Genomic DNA, 14,250 nt, shown 5'->3' on the forward strand with positions numbered 1-14,250 from the left:
TCCGATCTGACGCCGCCCGGCGGCACCCCGCCGCCCCCCGCCCCGGCACCCGCGCCCTACGGCCAGCCGGGTCAGCAGCAGCCCTACGGCCAGCCCGGGCAGCAGGCGCCGTACGGCCAGCCCCAGGCCCCGACCGCCCCGCCGCCCCCCGGGTACGGCCAGCCCCAGGCACCCGCCCCGCCGCCGGGGTACGGCCAGCCCACCCCGCCCCCCGGCTACGGCCAGCAGCCGCCTCATGGGCAGGTCCCGGGCCAGCAGGCGCCCTACGGCGCCCCGCAGGGCGCCCCCCACGGCATGCCTCAGGGCGCGCCCCAGGGGCCTGGTGTCGGCGGTGCGCTCCAGCAGTTCAAGGAGACTCCGACCGGCCAGCGCTGGACCCAGCAGAACAAGAAGATGGTCCGCGTCGACCTCGGCATCGGCGGGCAGCCCGTGCTGGCCCGGCAGGGCAGCATGGTGCTCTACCAGGGCAAGGTCGACTTCAGCTACAAGGGCGCCGGATTCGCCGGCCGGATCGCGGGCAACGCGACCGGCCAGGAGATGCAGCTGATGCGCTGTACCGGCCAGGGCCAGGTCTTCCTCGCCGAGAACTCGACGATGCTGCACCCGATCGAGCTCCAGGGCGACGGCATCTGCGTCTCCGCGGAGAACGTCCTCGCCTTCGACGAGGGCCTCCAGTACGAGGTCCGCCGCATCGAGGGCCATGGCATTCCCGGCGGCGCGCTGTTCACGATGCAGTTCACGGGCACCGGCACGATCGTCGTCAAGACGCACGGCACGCCCGTGGTTCTTCCGGTCACGCCCACGACGTTCGCCGACTGCAACGCCGTGGTCGCCTGGTCCGCAGCCGCCCAGGTGGTCGTCTCCAGCCAGGTGCGCATGCGCCGCAACGCCTACCCCGGCGACACCGGCGAGAGCGTCAACCTCCAGTTCAGGGGCGCGCCCGGCAACTTCATCGTCGTCCAGCCGTACGAGATCTGAGGGAGAGCCCGTCATGAACCAGTCGCTCGCGGGCTACGCCCCCGCACCCGTCACCGCCCGCATGGAGAACCACGGCAACCACATGCTGAAGGTCGCCATGCAGACCGGGAACGACCTCCTCGCGCGCGTGGGGTCGATGGTCGCCTACGAAGGCTTCGTCCAGTACGAGCCCAACCCGCCGGCCGTGCGCCAGATCGCCAAGGACTGGATGACCGGCGAGGGCGCGCCCCTGATGAAGTGCTCCGGTGACGGACTGCTCTACCTCGCCGACTACGGCGCCAACGTCGTCGTCATCAACCTCAACGGCGACGGCATCTCCGTCAACGCCACCAACCTGCTCGCCTTCGACGCCCACCTCCAGTGGGGCGTGGAGCGGGTGAAGGGCCTGGCGAAGTTCGCGGGGCAGGGCATGTGGAACACCAAGATCTCCGGGCAGGGCTGGGTCGCGCTGACCTCCCGGGGCAAGCCGATCGTCGTCGACTGCGGCGGCGGCGAGGACGAGACTTACGTCGACCCGGACGCGCTGGTCGCCTGGTCCCCGAACCTCAAGGTGAAGGGCAAGCGCAGCTTCAAGGCGCAGTCGCTCATCGGACGGGGCAGCGGCGAGGCCTACCAGATGGCCTTCTCCGGCCAGGGCATCGTCGTCGTCCAGCCCAGCGAGGACAGCACCGACCGCCTCCGGATCCGGGGCTGAGGGGGACCAGGAACATCATGCAGAGTCCGCTTTTCGCCTATAGCGACCAGCAGTCCCAGGAACGCTGGAGCCTGCAGAACAAGCAGATGCTCCGCGTCAACCTGGAAGGACACGACGACATCCTCGCCCGTAAGGGCACGATGGTCGCCTACCAGGGACTCGTCGAGTTCGACGCCGAGTTCCAGAGCAACCAGCAGGGACGCGCGCGTGCGCAGACCGGCGAGGGCCTGGACCTGATGCGCTGCCACGGGCAGGGCACCGTCTACCTCGCCAATCTCAAGCAGCACGTGCACCTGATGGACGTGGACCAGGACGGACTGACCGTCGACAGCAGCTATGTGCTTGCGATGGAGTCCTCCCTCCACCACGAGGTCATCGCCGTGGACAGCCTCTACGGCATCTCCGGATCCGGGAAGTACCAGCTCAACATCACCGGACGCGGCAAGGTCGCCCTGATGACCTCCGGCATGCCGCTGATGATGCAGGTGACGCCCGACAAGTACGTCAACTGCGACGCCGACGCGATCGTGGCCTGGTCGACCGGCCTGCGGGTGCAGATGCAGGCCCAGACGCACTCCTCCGGGGTGTGGCGGCGCCGCGGCAACACCGGAGAGGGCTGGGAGCTCAGCTTCATGGGCTCGGGCTACGCGCTCGTGCAGCCCAGCGAGCTGCTGCCGCCGCAGAACGCCCAGATCGGCTCGGGCCTCTCCGCGCAGTACGGCATGGGTCAGCAGGGGGCCCGGGGGCAGAACCAGGGCAACGTCTGGAACTGACCGTCCGGAAAGCAGCCGTAAGGGGCGGTCGCCATTGCGATCGCCCCTTACACATTGCCGCACATTGCCCCGCACTCGTTGTCCCTTACGCGGGCGCCCCCGTGCCCGTCCTTCAGGACGTGTGTCTCAGGCCGTGAGCCGCGCGCGGGTGGCCTCCAGCAGCCGTACGACCGACTGGTCCGCCGCCTCCGCCACTTCGTCGTAGGCGAACCAGCGCAGATCGAGCGACTCGTCGCTGATCGCCTCCACGGCACCGGCCGGAGCGAGCGCCGCGTACTGGACGTCCAGGTGCCACGCGCAGGGGGTGAGATGCCGGTCCAGGCGCACGGGGCCGCCGGGCAGCAGGGCCAGGCCCGCGATGCCCGATTCCTCGGTCCCCTCACGCAGGGCCGCCGCGGCCAGCGTCTCGTCGACCGGCTCGCAGTGGCCGCCCATCTGCAGCCACATGCGCAGCTTCTTGTGGAGCGTGAGCAGCACTCGCCCGCGCGAGGGGTCGATCACCAGCGCGCTCGCCGTGATGTGACCGTCCCCGCACGCCTTCCACATGCCGTCCGGGTGGGCGTCCAGATGCTCCAGATATGTCCGGCGCAGCTCGTCCTGGCCCTCGTACTCCTTCAGCACGAGGACCGCGTCGTCGAACAGGCTCACTCGGTGTCGTCGCCCTTGGTGTCACCCGAGGTGCCGCCCTCGGGGCCTTCGTCCTTCTTCAGGTCCGGCTTCCCGGCGGAGCCACCGGCCGCCTCGCCGAGCATCTTGTCCAGCTCGGAGAAGTCGATCTGCTCGCGGTGCACGAAGCCGTCCGGGTCGTCCAGGTCGGACGCCGTCGGCAGCATGTCCGGGTGGTGCCACAGGGCGTCACGGCCGTCGACACCGCGCGCGTCGGTGAGCGAGGCCCACAGGCGCGAGGCGTCGCGCAGGCGGCGCGGGCGCAGCTCCAGTCCGATCAGCGTGGCGAACGTCTGCTCGGCCGGGCCGCCCGAGGCGCGACGGCGGCGCAGCGTCTCGCGCAGCGCGTCCGCCGACGACAGGCGCGGCTTGGCCGCCGCGTGGACCACGGCGTCGACCCAGCCCTCGACGAGCGCCAGAGCGGTCTCCAGACGCGCCAGGGCGGCCTTCTGCTCCGGCGTGTCCTCGGGCTGGAACATGCCCTGCTGGAGCGCGTCCTGAAGCTGCTCGGGGTTCTGTGGGTCGAACTGGCCGACCACGTCCTCAAGCTTGGCCGTGTCGACCTTGATCCCGCGCGCGTAGCCGTCGACCGCGCCGAACAGGTGCGAGCGCAGCCACGGCACATGCGCGAACAGGCGCTGGTGGGCCGCCTCGCGCAGGGCGAGATACAGCCGCACCTCCTCCTGGGGGACGCTCAGGTCCTTGCCGAACGACTCGATGTTGGCCGGCAGCAGCGCGGCCTTGCCGGCCGGGCCGAGCGGCAGGCCGATGTCGGACGAGCCGACGACCTCGCCCGCGAGCACACCGACGGCCTGCCCGATCTGCGTGCCGAACATGGCGCCGCCCATCGAGCGCATCATGCCGATCAGCGGGCCGGCCATGGCCTGCATCTCCTCCGGTAGGACATCGCCCATCGCGGTGCCGACGCGCTCGGCGACCGGGTCGACGAGCTCCTGCCAGGCGGGCAGGGTCGCCTCCACCCACTCCGCGCGGCTCCACGCGACGGCGGTGCCCGCGCCGGACGGCAGGGACGTCGCATCGTCCAGCCACAGGTCGGCCAGCCGGACGGCCTCCTGGACGGCATTGCGCTCGGCCGGGCCCACGCTCGCGTCCTTGGTGCCGTCCGCGGCGCCCTGCGAGACCGTCTGGCGGGCGATCTGCTTGGCCATGTCCCAGTTCACCGGGCCGCCCTCGTAGGAGAGCATCTGGCCCAGCTGCTGGAACGCGGCGCCCAGGTCGGAGGGGTTCAGCGAACCGAACATGGCAGCGAACGGATTGTCCGCGCCGGGGCCACCAAAGCCCCCGGCGCCGGGCAGCCCTCCGAAACCGAACGGGTTGGCCGGTCCCTGACCACCACCGCTCTGCTGGTCCTTCTTCTTGCCCTCGTCGCCGTCGTCCGGCTCCTCCGGCGGAAGGCCGAATCCGAATGGGGTGTCACTCACGGGATTCCTCGGCTGGTAAGGCCACCGGCTGGCACCGGCGGCGCGACTGCCCGATAACACCACCCAGCGTAGACACCGCGAGCCGTTCGGGCCTCGGTGCTTCGCCGACTCATTGCCTGCGGCAGGATGGATGCCACCTGGTACGTACGCGTCACTCGCGTCCGTACTGAAGACAACCGCTGGAGACGCCCGGTGAGTTCCCCTGATCCGCAGGTTCGCGCAGCGCGAAACCGGTCAACCCCTGCCGCCGCGCGCGGACCCGTCGTCGCGGTGACCGGCGCCGCGTCCGGCATCGGCGCGTTGCTCACCGAGCGGCTCGTCGCGTCGGACGAGGTCAAGCAGGTCATCGCCATCGACGAGCGGCGCGGCGAGTGCGCCGAGGCGCAATGGCACATTCTGGACGTCCGGGACCCGGCGATCGCCGACAAACTGCGCGGCGCCGACGTGGTCGTGCACCTGGCGCTCGACCTCGATCTGGAGACGGATCCGGCCGCCCGGACGGCTTACAACGTCCGGGGGACGCAGACCGTGCTGACGGCCGCGGCGGCGGCCGGCATCCACCGGGTCGTGCTGTGCACCTCGGCGATGGTCTACGGCGCCCTCCCGGACAACGAGCTGCCGTTGTCCGAGGACGCGGAACTGCGGGCGACCGCGGAGGCCACCGGCGTCGGGGACCTGCTGGAGATCGAGCGCCTCGCGCGCAGGGCGCCCCGGGCCCATCCCGGCCTCAATGTCACCGTCGTACGCCCCGCCGTGTTGGTCGGAGGCACCGACACGGCGCTGACCAGGTACTTCGAGTCGCCCAGGCTGCTCGTTGTCGCCGGGTCGCGGCCCGCCTGGCAGTTCTGCCACGTCGAGGATCTGTGCAGCGCCCTCGAGTACGCCGTCCTGGAGAAGGTCGAAGGGGAGCTCGCCGTCGGGTGCGACGGATGGCTGGAGCAGGAGGAGGTCGAGGAGCTCAGCGGGATCCGGCGCATGGAGCTGCCGTCGGCGGTCGCCCTGGGAGCGGCGGCCCGGCTGCACCGGATCGGCCTGACCCCCTCTCCGGCCGGTGACCTGGCCTACACGATGTACCCCTGGGTCGTGAGCGGGAGCCGGCTCCATGACGCGGGGTGGCGCCCGCAGTGGACCAACGAGGAAGTGCTCGCGGAACTGCTGGAGGAGGTCTCCGGACGGCACACCGTGGCCGGGCGGCGGCTCGGGCGCAAGGACGCGACGGCGGCCGGTGCCGCCGGAGCGACGGTGGCCCTGCTGGGCGCGGCGGCGGTGGTCCGGCGGGCACGCAAGGCGCGCCGGCGGATCTGAGCGACGGGCCCGCCCACCGCACAGCCGGGTCGGCGTTGCCGGGTCGTCGGGTCGCCCTGAGCGCGGTACACCCGGCACCGGCGGTTGTAGGAGGCTCCAACCCGGCACGCGCGCGTGCCGGGCGATCACGCTATTCCCCCTCCTCACACGCGTGGGGCACGATGGGGACATGGCACCTACCAACGACCACCCGGGTGAGCAGGGCGCTCAGGACCCCATCAGGCTCATCGGCATTCGCGAGACGGCCCTGTCCGTGGACGAGGTCTTCCGGGCCGTCGGGGACGATGCCGCCGGTGGTACCGCGTTGTTCGTGGGGACCGTCCGCAACCACGACGGGGGTGCCGATGTCGACGAGCTCGGCTACTCGTGCCATCCCAGTGCCGAGGCCGAGATGCGGCGCATCGCCGAGAAGGTCGTCGCCGAGTACCCGGTCCGGGCGCTCGCGGCCGTCCATCGCGTCGGCGATCTCGCGGTCGGGGATCTGGCCGTGGTCGTCGCCGTCTCCTGCCCCCATCGCGGCGAGGCCTTCGAGGCATGCCGGAAGCTGATCGACGACCTCAAGCACGAGGTGCCCATCTGGAAGCACCAGAAGTTCTTGGACGGCACCGACGAATGGGTCGGCGCATAGCGCCGTACTTGAGGGCCGTGTCCCCGGCGACGGCAGGGTGGGTCGGCGCCCGCCGAGCACCCGATCCGCTCGCCCGCCGACCCGTCCACCGCACTCCGGTTGCGTAACCGCACCCCCGGCGTGAGCGTTGTCAGTGCCAGTGGTTAATCTGCTGATCAGTCAGTTGCGGTCACTCATTGGGGATGGGAGGACGGCATGGCGGCGCTCGCCTGGTTGCTGATTCCGCTCGTGGCTGCGATCGGCGCCGGTCTGTGGGGCAGTTGGGCCAACCGGACCAGGAAGGCACGAGGGGACGGCCCGGAACTCGACGGCTATGCCCGGTTCCGTGCGGCCATGGAGAAGCCGCCCTCGCGCACATGAGCAGCGGGCGGCCGGTTCAGCGGCCCTGACGGTGCTCCGACAGAGGTGTCACGTACTGTCTTGGCATGCCACGCCGCACCGCGACGATGCTCGCCTCCACCCTGATGCTGATCGCGCTCCTGTGCGCGGGAGTCTTCATCCCCGTGCCGTACGCGGAGATGTCCCCGGGGCCGACGGTGAACACCCTGGGCGAGCACGACGGCGAGCCGGTCCTTCAGATCTCCGGGCACAAGATCTATCCGACGACCGGCCATCTCAACATGACCACCGTCCGGGTCACCAGCGCCGACTACAAGATGAACCTGGTGGAGGCGGTGTACGGGTGGCTCGCGCACGACAACAAGGTCGTGCCGCACGACACCCTGTACCCGGACGGCAAGACGGAGGAGCAGTCCACCCAGGAGAACGCGGAGGAGTTCAGCCAGTCCCAGGAGACCGCCAAGGTCGCCGCCCTGAAGGCGCTGGACATCCCGGTGCAGAGCTGGGTGATCGTCTCCACCGTCGTCAAGGGAAGCCCGGCCGAGGGCAGTCTGCACGCCGGTGATGTGATCAAGGCCGTCGACGGTACGGCGGTCAAGCAGCCCGGGGACGTCGCCAAGCTGGTGACCAAGCACGAGCCTGGCCAGGATGTCGTGTTCACGATCGTGCCGGCGAAGGAGCAGGCCGCCGCCGAGAAGGAGCGCAGGGCGCCGACGAAGACCGAGAAGATCACGATCAGGACCGCCGAGTCCGACGACAGCGGCGAGAAGCGCGCCATCGTCGGGATCTCCGCCGGGACCGATCACACCTTCCCGTTCACCATCGACATCAAGCTCGCCGACGTCGGCGGGCCCAGCGCGGGCCTGATGTTCTCGCTCGGGCTCTACGACAAGCTCACCCCGGGCAGCCTCACCGGCGGCAAGTTCGTCGCCGGCACCGGCACCATCGACGACGCCGGCAAGGTCGGGCCCATCGGCGGCATCGAGATGAAGACCATCGCCGCGCGCGAGAAGGGCGCGAAGTACTTCCTCACCCCCGCCGACAACTGCGCGACCGCCGCCAGGGACGTCCCCGAGGGACTCACCCTCGTCAAGGTCGGCTCCATGGACGACGCTCTCGGCGCCCTGAAGGACATCCGCTCCGGCGACACCGACGACCTGTCCAGGTGCACGACCAAGAGCTGAGCGCCAGGACGTGAGTACGGCAGTGGGGGCGCCCTTCACCTCGAGGGGCGCCCCCACTGCGTACGGCGCAGCCGTCGTCGCCGGTCTCATCGCCGGTGTCGTCGTTCTCTCCTCGGCGGCCGAGGCCCGCGCCGACGTACCGGAGGACCTCAGTCCGCGAAGGTCACCGAAAGTGCCTCCGCGAGGCCCGGGACGAGATCCGGGCCGGTGAGCACCTCGGTCGGGGTGTCCTTCTCGCGCAGGCGCAGGGCCGACTCGCGGGTGCCGTCGCGCAGGACCGCGACCGTCATCCGGACCTCCTGACGCTCGGGGTGGTCGGCCACCCACTTCGTCAGCTTGGCCTCGCTCAGACCCTGCGGGACCTGGGTCTCGGCGGACGGGGGCAGCATCAGACGCTCGACGGTCAGAGCGCACCCGACCACCGCGTCGGGCCAGGCGATCGTGCCCAGGAACTCATCGAGCGGCTTGCCCGTTGGAAGTTCGTCCTGCTCGATCGGGGTCAGGCCGGAGGACTCCTGCTCGTCCCCCAGGCCGAGCTGGGCGGCGAGGCCGGGTTCCTGGGCCCGCAGCCGTGCGGTGTCTACGAGGGCGAAGAGGCGGGCGGGCTGGTCCCAGCCGAGGCCGGAGGCGTACTCGTCGATCTCGAGAACGGCCCGGGTCAGCGGGTTCGCCGCCATGGGAGTGTTGGACATGGTCACAATCCTGCCTCGTTCCTGACCGAAATCGGGAACCGAGTAAAGGGTGAGTAAGTTGCATAGGTGTGGGCCCACGATCACGGGGGGCCACGGAGGGTCCACGAAGACGCGGGCCTGACGGATCAACAGCGAACTTCGGGGTGCGAACCTTGGCTTTCCAGATGCCGGACCGCGGCGGAGGCCCTCCTACCGGGCCACGGATGAGAGTGGGCCGCCCGTCCCGGCGTGTCCGGACACTGCTCATGACACTGGGCGTGCTGGCCGTCCTCGGCATGGCTTTCACCATGTTCGCGGGCTTCTGGACGGACTGGCTGTGGTACCGGTCGGTGAACTACTCGTCCGTGTTCACCACCACGCTCTGGACGAAGATCGGGCTCTTCTTCGTCTTCGGCCTGCTCATGGCCCTCGCGGTCGGCTTCAACATCTGGCTGGCCCACCGGCTGCGCCCGCCGCTGAGCGCCATGTCCATGGAGCAGCAGAGCCTCGACCGCTACCGCATGGGCATCGCGCCGTACAAGAAGTGGCTGCTGATCGCGATCACCGCGCTGGTCGGGCTGATCGCCGGTGCCTCCGCCTCCGGCCAGTGGCGCACCTGGCTGATGTGGGTCAACGGCGTGCCCTTCGGTGAGAAGGACCCGCAGTTCCACCTGGACGTCGGCTTCTACGCCTTCGACCTGCCCTGGTACCGGTTCCTGCTCGGCTTCGGCTTCGCCGCCGCGATCCTCTCCGTGATCGCCGCCGCGCTGACCCACTACCTCTACGGCGGGCTGCGCATCACCAGCCCCGGCGCGCGAGCCACGGCCGCGGCCACCGGCCATCTGTCGGTCCTGCTCGGCATCTTCGTCGCGCTGAAGGCGGTCGCGTACTGGCTCGACCGGTACGGACTCGCGGTGAAGTCCAGCGACTTCAAGGCCACCGACAACTGGACCGGACTGAGGTACGTCGACGCCAACGCCTATCTGCCGGCCAAGACGATCCTGTTCTGCATCGCCGTCATCTGCGCGCTGCTGTTCTTCGCCACCCTGTGGCGGCGCACCTGGCAGCTGCCGGTGATCGGCTTCGGCCTGATGGTGCTCTCGGCGATCCTCATCGGCGGCCTGTACCCGGCGATCGTCCAGAAGTTCCAGGTCCAGCCGAACGAGCAGGCGAAGGAAGCGCCGTACGTCGAGAAGAACCTCAAGGCGACGCGCGATGCCTACGGCATCGACGGCACCAAGGTCACCGACTACTCGGGCACCAGCAAGACCGAGGACAAGACCAAGCTGCGCGACGACGTGGACGCCACGGCGAGCATCCGGATCATGGACCCGAACATCGTCTCGCCGACGTTCCAGCAGCTCCAGCAGATCAGGAACTACTACGCGTTCCCGACCAACCTGGACGTCGACCGGTACAGCAAGGACGGCAAGGACCAGGACACCGTCATCGGTCTGCGTGAGATCAATCTCAACGGCATTCCGAAGCGGAACTGGATCAACGACCACTTCCGTTACACGCACGGTTACGGTGTGGTCGCCGCCGAGGGCACCAGCGCCGACTCCCAGGGCCGGCCGGACTTCACCGAGTCCGACCTGCCGTCCAAGGGCGACCTCGGGAGCTACGAGCAGCGGGTCTACTACGGCGAGAAGACCACGATGTACTCGATCGTCGGCGGTCCCCAGAAGGAGATCGACTACTCCGACGACAGCGGTGAGAAGACCTACAGCTACAAGGGCGACAGCGGCGTCAGCCTCTCCAACCCGGTCAACCGGGCCGCGTACGCGGTGGCGTTCGGCGAGCCGCAGATCCTGTACTCCGGTGCCATCGGCGACGGTTCGCGCATCCTGTACAACCGCACGCCCAAGGAGCGCGTCGAGGCGGTCGCCCCGTGGCTGACCATCGACGGCGACGCCTACCCGGCGGTCGTGGACGGACGTATCCAGTGGATCGTCGACGCGTACACGACGACGAACGGCTACCCGTACTCCTCACGCACGACGCTCGGTGACACGACGGCCGACTCGCTGACCGCGAGCAACAACCAGCGGGCGGTCGTGGCGCAGCAGAACCAGGTCAACTACATCCGCAACTCGGTGAAGGCGACCGTCGACTCCTACACCGGCGAGGTCAAGCTCTACCAGTGGGACACCAAGGACCCGGTCCTGAAGACCTGGATGAAGGCTTTCCCGGACACGGTCGAGCCGAAGAGTGCGATCTCCAATTCGCTCATGGCCCATCTGCGGTACCCGCAGGACTTGTTCAAGGTCCAGCGTGAGCTGCTCACGCGCTACCACGTGAAGGACGCAACGACGTTCCTCAGCGGCAGCGAGGTATGGGAGGTGCCGGACGATCCGACCAACAAGTCGGGCAGCGCGGTGCCGCCGTACTACTTGAGCATGAAGATGCCCGACCAGCAGGCACAGGCGTTCTCGTTGACGACGACGCTCACGCCGAGTGGCCGGGACAACCTCAGCGCCTTCATGGCCGTCGACGCGGAGGCGGGGACCAATGGCTACGGCAAGATCAGAATTCTGAAGCTGCCGACCAACACCACGGTCAACGGCCCGAGTCAGGTCCAGAGCCAGTTCAACTCCGAGCAGAACATCGCCGAGACGATCAGGCTCCTCAGAGGCGGCGACTCCGAGGTCGAGTACGGCAACCTGCTGGCGGTCCCGCTCGACGGCGGACTGCTCTACGTCGAGCCGGTCTATGTCCGCGGTGGTGGACTCAAGTATCCGCTGCTGCGGAAGGTACTGGTGTCCTACGGAGGCACCACCGCCTTCGAGGACACGCTCGACGAGGCGCTCAACAAGGTCTTCGGAGCCCAGGGTCCGACCACCGAGCCACCGGACGAGGGTGACCAGGACGGTGGCGATACGACGCCGCCGCCACCGACGTCCACCGACCCGACGGTCCAAGACGCGCTCAACGACGCCCAGAAGGCCTTCGACGCCGGGCAGGAAGCCCTGAAGAAGGGTGACTGGGAGGCGTACGGCCGGGCGCAGGAGGACCTCCAGGAGGCGCTGAAGCGCGCCGAGGACGCACAGGGCCAGTCGGACCAGGGCGGCGGAGGAGGCGGAGGCGGCGCCGGCAACAGCGGCGCGAGCCCGAGTTCGAGTCCGAAGCCGTCCGGTAGTCCCAGCGACGGCTAGGGGCCCGACTGATCGAAAAGCCCACCTCGCGCCGTGATACGGTTGCTACACAACGGCGCGGGGTGGAGCAGCTCGGTAGCTCGCTGGGCTCATAACCCAGAGGTCGCAGGTTCAAATCCTGTCCCCGCTACTGAAGTCGGCGAGTATTTCGCACGACAGCGAAGGCCCGGATCCTGAAAAGGATCCGGGCCTTTGTGGTGTGCGAACGCATGTGCCGGGAAGGCGGGACGGTCGTGCCGCTGTGGGGAGTTGGGAGAACTGTGTTTGACTTGTCTCTCTGTGGGCATGTCGACAAAACGCTGAAGTGACCTCACGGGCTGCGGTATACCAGGTGTACCCGGGTTGCAGGTGGTGCGACGATGGACGTTATGGGGGACAAGGCAACTCTGTTGGAGACAGGGCGGTTTGTGCAGCCTGCCGACTTTGTGCAGCCGACGGGCGATTTCGTGCGGCCGGAAGGTGACCTCACCTTGGACCGGCGCGCGAACCGGGAAGAGGTCGAGGCATCGGGGGAGGCCGAAGCGGCCGGGGAAGTCGCGGAGACCGAGGAAGTCACAGAGGCCCGGGAAGTCACAGAGACCGGGGAAGTCGGAGAGGCCGGGGAGGCCGCCGAGGTGGCGCGGCAGCGGCTCGCCGCCGAGGCCGGTGACGTCGAGGCGATGAGCGTCCTTGGCGCCATGCTGCTGCGCCGCGGCGATCTCGACGGGGCCGAGCCCCATCTGCGTGCCGCCACCGCGGCAGGGGACCGGGCCGCCGCGAACAACCTGGGGGTCCTGCTCCACCAGCGCGGATACGCCGACGAGGCCGCCGGCTGGTGGCGGATCGCCGCCGTCGCGGGGTCGGCCGCCGCCGCGCACGCCCTGGGACGTCACCACCGTGAGCGGGGCGACGAGCCCGCCGCCGAGTACTGGTTGCGCCAGTCCGCCGAGCAGGGACATGTGCTGGGCGCGTACGCGCTCGCCGATCTGCTGGAGCACCGCAGCGACGACGGGGCCAGGCGGTGGATGCGGGCCGCGGCGGAGCGCGGGCACCGGGAGGCGGCGTACCGGCTGGCGCGTGCGCTGGACCGGCGGGCGGGGTGCGCAGGGGCGGACGGTGCCGACAACGGTGTCGTGCCCGGTGGGGCGCCGACGGAAGAGGCAGAGCAGTGGTACCGGCAGGCCGCCGCGCGCGGTCACCGCAGGGCCGCACTGCACCTCGGGGCGATCCTCGAGAAGCGCGGGGAGCTCAAGGAGGCCGGACGCTGGTACCTGACGTCCGCCAAGGACGGCGAGGCCCGCGCCGCCTGTGCGCTCGGGTTCTTGCTGCGGGACGCCGGGGACAGCGAGAGTGCCGCCGTGTGGTGGCTGCGGGCCGCGCAGGACGGCGACGGCAACGCGGCCAACGCGCTGGGCGCGCTGCACGCCGAGCGGGGCCAGACACAGACCGCCGAGCGCTGGTACCGGGCCGCCATGGATGCCGGTGATGTGAACGGCGCGTACAACCTCGGCCTGCTCTGCGCCGAGCAGGCCCGTACCCCGCAGGCCGAGCAGTGGTACCGGCGGGCGGCTTACGCCGGTCACCGCGAGGCGGCGAACGCGCTGGCGATCCTGCTGCTCCAGGGCGGGGACACGGCCGGTGCCGAGCCGTGGTTCTCCAAGGCCGCGGAGGCCGGAAGCGTGGACGCCGCGTTCAACTTGGGGATCCTGCACGCCGGGCGGGGCGAGGAGCGTGCCGCGCTGCGGTGGTACGAGCGTGCGGCTGCTGCCGGGCACTCGGAGGCGGCCCTACAGGTGGGCATCGCGCGGCTGCGGGACGGCGACGAGCCCGAGGCGGAGCGGCATCTGCGGTGCGCGGCCGGGGCCGGCAGCGCGGAGGCGGCGTACCGGCTGGCGACCCTGCTGGACGCCCGGCGACCGCCGGAGCCCGCGCATGAGCTCGGGGAGCCGGTGCACGAGAAGGCCGAGTGCGAGGAGTGGTACGAGCGTGCCGCGGCCCAGGGGCATCGCAGGGCTCAGGTGCGGGTCGGCATGCTCGCCGCCGCCCGGGGTGACGTGGTGGAGGCGGCTCGGTGGTACCGAGCGGCCGCGGAGGCCGGCTCGCGCAACGGCGCGTTCAACCTGGGGCTGCTGCTGGCCCGGGAGGGCAGTGAGCCGGAGGCGGCGGTCTGGTGGACGCGGGCGGCCGACGCCGGGCACGGGCGGTCGGCGCTGCGGCTGGCCCTGGTCTACGCGCGTCGCGGCGAACTGGCGGAGGGACAGCGCTGGGCCGACCGCGCGGTCGCGCTGGGTCCGGCGGAGGTGGCGGAACGGGCGGCTCGGCTGCGGGACGCCCTGCGGGAGGAACTGTCCGCGTGAGGCGGAGCCGGGGCGGCTTCCGGGGTGCAGTCCCGGCTCGGCGGCGGTGCGGAGCGACGGGTGCTGACATGCAGGTGAG

General features: G+C 70.1%; 12 protein-coding genes and 1 tRNA gene. 10 read left to right on the forward strand and 3 right to left on the reverse strand.

The window, feature by feature from the left end:
* The 3 genes from ACHBTE_RS26840 to ACHBTE_RS26850 form a co-directional block, all read left to right on the forward strand.
* Nucleotides 1–978, forward strand: a 978-nt coding sequence (locus ACHBTE_RS26840; RefSeq protein WP_394726682.1) for an AIM24 family protein, incomplete at its 5' end; no start/stop codon positions are given.
* 13 nt (nt 979–991) lie between these two features.
* The gene (locus ACHBTE_RS26845; protein ID WP_394726683.1) at nt 992–1,672 is read left to right on the forward strand and encodes an AIM24 family protein; all 681 of its coding nucleotides are present in this window, start codon (nt 992–994) and stop codon (nt 1,670–1,672) included.
* A gap of 17 nt (nt 1,673–1,689) precedes the next feature.
* A complete protein-coding gene (locus ACHBTE_RS26850; RefSeq protein WP_394726684.1) occupies nt 1,690–2,445 on the forward strand; it encodes an AIM24 family protein in 756 nt (251 codons plus the stop codon).
* A 126-nt stretch (nt 2,446–2,571) separates the two neighbouring features.
* Here the strand turns inward: ACHBTE_RS26850 and ACHBTE_RS26855 are convergent, their stop codons facing one another.
* Complete coding sequence (locus ACHBTE_RS26855; RefSeq protein WP_394726685.1) at nt 2,572–3,093, reverse strand: NUDIX hydrolase; 522 nt, start codon at nt 3,091–3,093, stop codon at nt 2,572–2,574.
* On the reverse strand, nt 3,090–4,553 hold the full coding sequence (locus ACHBTE_RS26860) for a zinc-dependent metalloprotease (RefSeq protein WP_394726686.1): 1,464 nt from the start codon (nt 4,551–4,553) through the stop codon (nt 3,090–3,092). The genes ACHBTE_RS26855 and ACHBTE_RS26860 overlap by 4 nt, the downstream gene beginning before the upstream one ends.
* A 192-nt stretch (nt 4,554–4,745) precedes the next feature.
* On the opposite strand from ACHBTE_RS26860, the gene ACHBTE_RS26865 reads away from it, so the two are divergent.
* The 4 genes from ACHBTE_RS26865 to ACHBTE_RS26880 all read left to right on the forward strand — a co-directional run bounded on the left by ACHBTE_RS26865 (nt 4,746) and on the right by ACHBTE_RS26880 (nt 8,009).
* Nucleotides 4,746–5,858: an SDR family oxidoreductase gene (locus ACHBTE_RS26865; protein ID WP_394726687.1), complete on the forward strand. Its 1,113-nt coding sequence runs from the start codon at nt 4,746–4,748 to the stop codon at nt 5,856–5,858.
* A gap of 169 nt (nt 5,859–6,027) precedes the next feature.
* On the forward strand, nt 6,028–6,486 hold the full coding sequence (locus tag ACHBTE_RS26870; protein WP_394726688.1) for a molybdenum cofactor biosynthesis protein MoaE: 459 nt from the start codon (nt 6,028–6,030) through the stop codon (nt 6,484–6,486).
* A 195-nt stretch (nt 6,487–6,681) separates the two neighbouring features.
* On the forward strand, nt 6,682–6,846 hold the full coding sequence (locus tag ACHBTE_RS26875) for a hypothetical protein (RefSeq protein ID WP_394726689.1): 165 nt from the start codon (nt 6,682–6,684) through the stop codon (nt 6,844–6,846).
* 65 nt (nt 6,847–6,911) lie between these two features.
* Nucleotides 6,912–8,009 carry a PDZ domain-containing protein gene (locus ACHBTE_RS26880; protein WP_394726690.1) on the forward strand — a complete coding sequence of 366 codons (1,098 nt, stop codon included), beginning with the start codon at nt 6,912–6,914 and terminating at the stop codon, nt 8,007–8,009.
* Nucleotides 8,010–8,158: 149 nt separating this feature from the next.
* Here the strand turns inward: ACHBTE_RS26880 and ACHBTE_RS26885 are convergent, their stop codons facing one another.
* The gene (locus ACHBTE_RS26885; protein WP_394726691.1) at nt 8,159–8,701 is read right to left on the reverse strand and encodes a PPA1309 family protein; all 543 of its coding nucleotides are present in this window, start codon (nt 8,699–8,701) and stop codon (nt 8,159–8,161) included.
* A 164-nt stretch (nt 8,702–8,865) separates the two neighbouring features.
* Here ACHBTE_RS26885 and ACHBTE_RS26890 point away from each other — a divergent pair, with 164 nt between their 5' ends.
* From ACHBTE_RS26890 to ACHBTE_RS26900, 3 genes are all read left to right on the forward strand, one after another.
* Nucleotides 8,866–11,835 carry a UPF0182 family protein gene (locus ACHBTE_RS26890; protein WP_394726772.1) on the forward strand — a complete coding sequence of 990 codons (2,970 nt, stop codon included), beginning with the start codon at nt 8,866–8,868 and terminating at the stop codon, nt 11,833–11,835.
* Nucleotides 11,836–11,891: 56 nt separating this feature from the next.
* Nucleotides 11,892–11,965: transfer RNA gene (locus ACHBTE_RS26895), tRNA-Met, on the forward strand.
* Between the two features lie 229 nt (nt 11,966–12,194).
* Nucleotides 12,195–14,171 (forward strand): sel1 repeat family protein, encoded by a 1,977-nt coding sequence (locus tag ACHBTE_RS26900; RefSeq protein ID WP_394726692.1) that lies wholly within the window; start codon nt 12,195–12,197, stop codon nt 14,169–14,171.
* Nucleotides 14,172–14,250: the final 79 nt, after the last annotated feature.

This window comes from Streptomyces sp. M41 (genome assembly GCF_043673425.1).
GTDB lineage: Bacteria > Actinomycetota > Actinomycetes > Streptomycetales > Streptomycetaceae > Streptomyces.

What these genes read in the sequence shown, in the direction of transcription:
- ACHBTE_RS26845 (WP_394726683.1), top strand. Translation starts at nt 992, where the DNA reads ATGAACCAGTCGCTCGCGGGCTACGCCCCCGCACCCGTCACCGCCCGC.
- ACHBTE_RS26850 (WP_394726684.1), top strand. Translation starts at nt 1,690, where the DNA reads ATGCAGAGTCCGCTTTTCGCCTATAGCGACCAGCAGTCCCAGGAACGC.
- ACHBTE_RS26870 (WP_394726688.1), top strand. Translation starts at nt 6,028, where the DNA reads ATGGCACCTACCAACGACCACCCGGGTGAGCAGGGCGCTCAGGACCCC.
- ACHBTE_RS26875 (WP_394726689.1), top strand. Translation starts at nt 6,682, where the DNA reads ATGGCGGCGCTCGCCTGGTTGCTGATTCCGCTCGTGGCTGCGATCGGC.
- ACHBTE_RS26880 (WP_394726690.1), top strand. Translation starts at nt 6,912, where the DNA reads ATGCCACGCCGCACCGCGACGATGCTCGCCTCCACCCTGATGCTGATC.
- ACHBTE_RS26885 (WP_394726691.1), bottom strand. Translation starts at nt 8,701, where the DNA reads ATGTCCAACACTCCCATGGCGGCGAACCCGCTGACCCGGGCCGTTCTC.
- ACHBTE_RS26890 (WP_394726772.1), top strand. Translation starts at nt 8,866, where the DNA reads ATGCCGGACCGCGGCGGAGGCCCTCCTACCGGGCCACGGATGAGAGTG.
- ACHBTE_RS26900 (WP_394726692.1), top strand. Translation starts at nt 12,195, where the DNA reads ATGGACGTTATGGGGGACAAGGCAACTCTGTTGGAGACAGGGCGGTTT.